The 4,558-nt window shown below is 60.7% G+C and carries 3 protein-coding genes; 1 reads left to right on the top strand and 2 read right to left on the bottom strand.

Features of this window, described 5'->3' with window-relative positions; genetic code table 11:
- The first annotated feature begins 113 nt into the window (after nt 1–113).
- A complete protein-coding gene (dph5, locus tag AUR66_RS14660) occupies nt 114–926 on the top strand; it encodes a diphthine synthase (protein WP_058573020.1) in 813 nt (270 codons plus the stop codon).
- Between the two features lie 28 nt (nt 927–954).
- Here the strand turns inward: dph5 and artA are convergent, their stop codons facing one another.
- Entirely contained in the window at nt 955–1,887 is a 933-nt protein-coding gene (gene artA, locus AUR66_RS14655; RefSeq protein ID WP_058573019.1) for an archaeosortase A, read from the bottom strand.
- 243 nt (nt 1,888–2,130) lie between these two features.
- The coding region (locus tag AUR66_RS14650; protein ID WP_269432603.1) for an ArtA-dependent S-layer glycoprotein at nt 2,131–4,558 on the bottom strand (2,428 nt) is incomplete at its 5' end.

The raw sequence follows: 4,558 nt of genomic DNA, 5'->3' as shown, positions 1-4,558 counted from the left end.
GCCATACAGAGGTAAGATTTACCGTCAACATATAATAATGTGATGCATGATACCACAATTTTGGAACGAGCGCCAGTCACGCCGTTTATGACCGGCGGACACAGAACAGGAGCATGCTCACGTTCATCGGACTCGGTCTCTTCGACGAACGCTCTATCACCGTCGAAGGGCGAGAGGCACTCGCCGACGCCGACCGGGCGTTCGCAGAGTTCTACACGAGTCACCTCGTCGGTGCGACCGTCGAGGACCTCGAATCGTACCACGACATCGACATCGACGTTCGTGACAGGGCGGGTGTCGAACAAGACCCCGGAGCGATTCTCGACGCTGCCGAAGACGAACACGTTGTCTTCCTCACCGCAGGCGACACGATGATTTCCACGACGCACGTCGACCTGCGACTCCGTGCAGAGGAGCGTGGCATCGAGACACGCGTCGTCCACGGTGTGACTGCTCAGACCGCTGCGAGTGGACTCACTGGTCTCCAGAACTACCGCTTCGGGAAAGCGGTCACGCTCCCGTTCCCGTACGTCCACGGCGGTGACCCGGTTCCGAAGAGCGTCGTCGACTCACTCGAAGCGAACCGCGAACGCGGGTTGCACACGCTCGTCTACTTGGACATCAAAGTTGACTGGGAGGGTCGCCGCGGTGTCGAAGTCGAAGGCGACGAGTACATGACCGCCGAGTACGCTGCCGAGTTGTTCGCAGAACACTGGGACCCCGACGCACTCGGCGTCGCAGTCTGCCGAGCAGGGAGTCCGAACCCTGTCGTCGCTGCTGACCGTCTCAGTGAACTCGCTAACCGAGACTTCGGCGACCCGCTTCACATGCTCATCATCCCTGGTGAGGTGCACCACGTCGAAGCAGACGCCCTGATGGGTCTCGGTGGCGCTCCCACGGACCTGTTCGACCACGACGAGCGATAACCAAAAACGTCGACTAACTGCTTCTCGGTCAGGCTCGCGGGTCGTTCGGCCCGTCGAACCCGAGTTCGCTGTGAAGGTCGTATTCGTCGCCAGTGAGCATGTAGAGCACGTCCTCGATGATGGTGAGGAGCTCCGGCACCTCACGGACGACGAGGTACGTGATGCCGACGAGGGCGACGACGGCGAGTACCTGACTGATGATGCGGTCGGAGATGAAGAACGACACGAGGTACGGGTCCGAGGACCCGAACATGAACAGAACTTCGTCGACGAAGAAGTGGAAGTACTGCTTTCCGACCGAAATCGTGATGAACGTCGTCCGGAGGAGGTTCAGCGCGTAGATGATGGGAACGGCGATGGCCAGTCCACGGAGTTTGCGGCGAATCGGAGCGTCGACTGCCGCGATGAGACCTGCGAAGATGGCGATGCTCCCGAGACCCGTACACGCGAGGACGACCGAAATCTCGATTCGGTGTGACCCTTGCATCCAGAGGAACGTGTTCAGGTACCCTTCGTCACCTGGAATCATGGTCGTGGAGTAGCCGAGCGACTGGATGAGGAAATCCGTCTGTGCTGCGACCGACTCCATCAGGACACCACGGGGTGCCGGAATCGTCGTCCCGAAGAGCGTCAACGCGGGAATCGTCTCGAAGGGGAGGTAGACGAGACCCATCGCGGCGACGGCACGCGAGAGGACGAACAGGGTATCACGGCCGCTGTAGAGGAGCCAGCCGGCGTAGAGTGACGCTGGAACGGCAGCGATAGTCAGCAACCCCTCGATGTAGCTCTTGTGGACGAGCGTAAAGTGCGGGATGAGTTGGAGCCAGAAGATAGCGAAGAGAACCCACGCTGCAGCCATCACACGCCGTCCGAGGTCACGGTCGCGCCCGTTTGCGACCGCACCGGCGACGAACGTGGCGATGGCCACCCACGCAAGGATATCGGAGAGCAGACCGGGCATACGTGTTGGAACACGTGGACGAAATAAATCCCTTGTCGTTGCGTGCGTCGTCGACGCGCGACCGGTCGGTATCTGTGAACGTTCGGACTACAGCGACAGTGCCGTAGGCGAATCCACGGCAGCACGACCGTTCACGAGTGCGAGTCGATAAAAGAAATTCGGGGGCCGGGGAGTGCCCGGTTGTTAGGTAGCGACCGTTAGTCGCGGTGTTCCCGTCAGAGACGGGAGTTCGTGAGAACTCAGTTAGTTCTCACGGCGAACGGCGAGGAGTGCCGCAGCGACGAGGGCGACGAGAGCGACGACGGCACCGAAGCCAGGCGTGCTGGATTCAGTGGTCTCTTCTGCCGGCTCCTCAGTCGGCTCTTCCGTGGGTTCCTCGGTCGGTTCTTCCGTCGGCTCTTCCGTCGGGGTTGCCGTTTCCTCGGTGGTCTCCTCAGTCGACTCTTCGGTCGTCTCTTCGACCGTGGTCTCCGTCTCGACAGCACCGACGACGTTGCCGTCAGCGGTGGCGTCAGAGGCGGTGCCCTTGTCGACAGAGACAGTCACGTCGAACTCGTCGCCTTCTTCCTGCTCAGAGAAGTCGAAGGCAGCCGAGAACGTACCGTCAGCCATGACGTACGCGGAGCCAGTCTTGAGGAAGCGCGGCTGGGTGTCGCCGGTAGACTTCACGCGGAGCGTGAGTTCCGTACCGGGTGCGACCGAAGCCGTGCCCGTGATGGACTGGTCAGCAGCGGCCGAGACGTTGATTGGGTCTTCGTCGAGACCGAGTTCGGGTGCGACGACTTCGAAGTCGGCAGAGACGGTCTCGCCGTCTTCGACGTCGGTCAGGTTACCCGATTCGAGGACTTCGAACGTCGCGTTGAACGCGTCGTCGTCCTCGACGTCGAACTGCTCGTCGTCGGAGTCGTAGTAGTCACCGCGCGAGGCGTTGACGTCGTCGAGGTCGTAGACGAAGAAGTACGTGTCATTCGCGCCGTCGGTGATGACCGTGGCGGCGGAGCTGTTGAGAACCTTCGAGTCGCGGTTCGGACCGGGGTTCGTCTGTTCAACGGTGAGGTTGAACTCGTTGCCCAGGAGCATCTCGGTGTCCTTCGCGTCGAAGGCGCCTTCGAGACCCGTTGCGACAACCTGGTGGACGACGACGTCGCCGTTGGCGACGGTGTCAGTCTGCGTCAGGTTCTCGGTGTCGATTGCGTCGTAGACGTCCGCGGACTCAGAGAAGTCTGCGGCGTCACCGGTCGGTGCAGTCCAGACTGCGTGACTTTCTGTGCTGCGCTCTTCGAGGACGAGCGTCGCAACGTTGTCAGCGTCGTCGCCAGTTGCGACTTCGAGGTCGTAGTCGCCAGCGTCGAGGAGGTCGCCGTCAGGAATCTCCGTCGTGATGTTCGATTGGGAGATGGAGACTTCGTCGTCGCTGTCGTCGACGTCGAACGAGGACGTCTTGTTCGGTGCGTAGGTGTTGAACAGGAGGACAACCTCACCGTCGTCGTTACCGTCGGTGACGGAAACGTTGGCGGTGTAACCGAGGCTGTCGTCGCCGATCTTCACATCTGCTTCGTCCGTACCCGTGAGGGAGACGGTGATTTCGGCAACGTCGCCGGCCTGTTCGGTGACGACACTCGCGTCGAAGTCAGACGAGGTGTCGCTTGCCTTCTCGACGGTGACCGTGTCGCTCGCGACCGTGACACCGGAGTAGGCGTCGGTCACTTCGACCGTGTAGTCACCAGCGGAGAGCGTTCCGACGTCGAAGGAACCTTCACCCTGACCGTCGAGGTCGAAGGAGTCCGTTGCGTCGTCGACTTCGTCACCGTCTGCATCGAGAGTAACGACGTCGACAGTGCGGCCGCCGGCGTTAGCCGAGACCGTACCCGTGAGGGCGTCGTCCGTCGTGATGTTCAGGTCGTCAGCAGCGACGTCGAGACCAAGGTCACGAACGTCGACTTCAGCGCCCTGCGCGCCACCGACAGTGAACGTGTAGGTGTCGAGTTCCTTTCCTTCGGTGTCGAAGATGAAGACCTGGCTGTGGTCGCCAGTGGAGCCGTCGAACTGGTAGGTGTTGTCTTCGTCAGCACCCGCGACTTCGACGTCCGTGTTGGTCGACTTCGCAATAACTGCTACTTTCGAACCCTGGTAGGCCGTGTCGGTATCGTTCGAAACGGCGACAGGTGCGAAGGTGACGTCTTCCGTGCCCGTTGCCTCGTTACCGGAGGCGTCGGTCACGTTGTACGTGACTTCGAGGTCGTCCGTGTAGAGCTTGCTGAGCGTGGCGTTGATCTGACCGTCGTTGTCAGCGTCGCTCTCGAGCGTCTGGACGAGGTTCTCGCTACCGTCCGTGACGTTGATTTCGTTGACCGTGGTCACGCCCTCGTCGAACGCGATTTCGACCTTCGGGGTGCCGTCGTCGAACTGAATAGCCGAGACGAACTCAGGGGCCGAGGAGGCCGTGATGGTCACAGAGGTGTGGTCGTCTTCCTGAGTGGTTCCTGCGGAGAGGGACGAAGTCTCAACGACAGAGACGTTGTAATCTCCAGCGGAGATGTTGTCGTAGACAGTGATTCCGTCGAATGTAATGTCGGTATCACCAGTCGCGTAGCCTTGGTCACTTGAAGACGGTTCAGAAGCGTTGTAGTAACCGTCTCCGTTTACGTCAATCCATGCGTACATGCCCGGT

Origin of the sequence: Haloferax profundi (genome assembly GCF_001469865.1) — an archaeon.
Taxonomy (GTDB): Archaea; Halobacteriota; Halobacteria; order Halobacteriales; family Haloferacaceae; genus Haloferax; species Haloferax profundi.
This window is presented reverse-complemented; position numbering and strand designations above follow the sequence as displayed.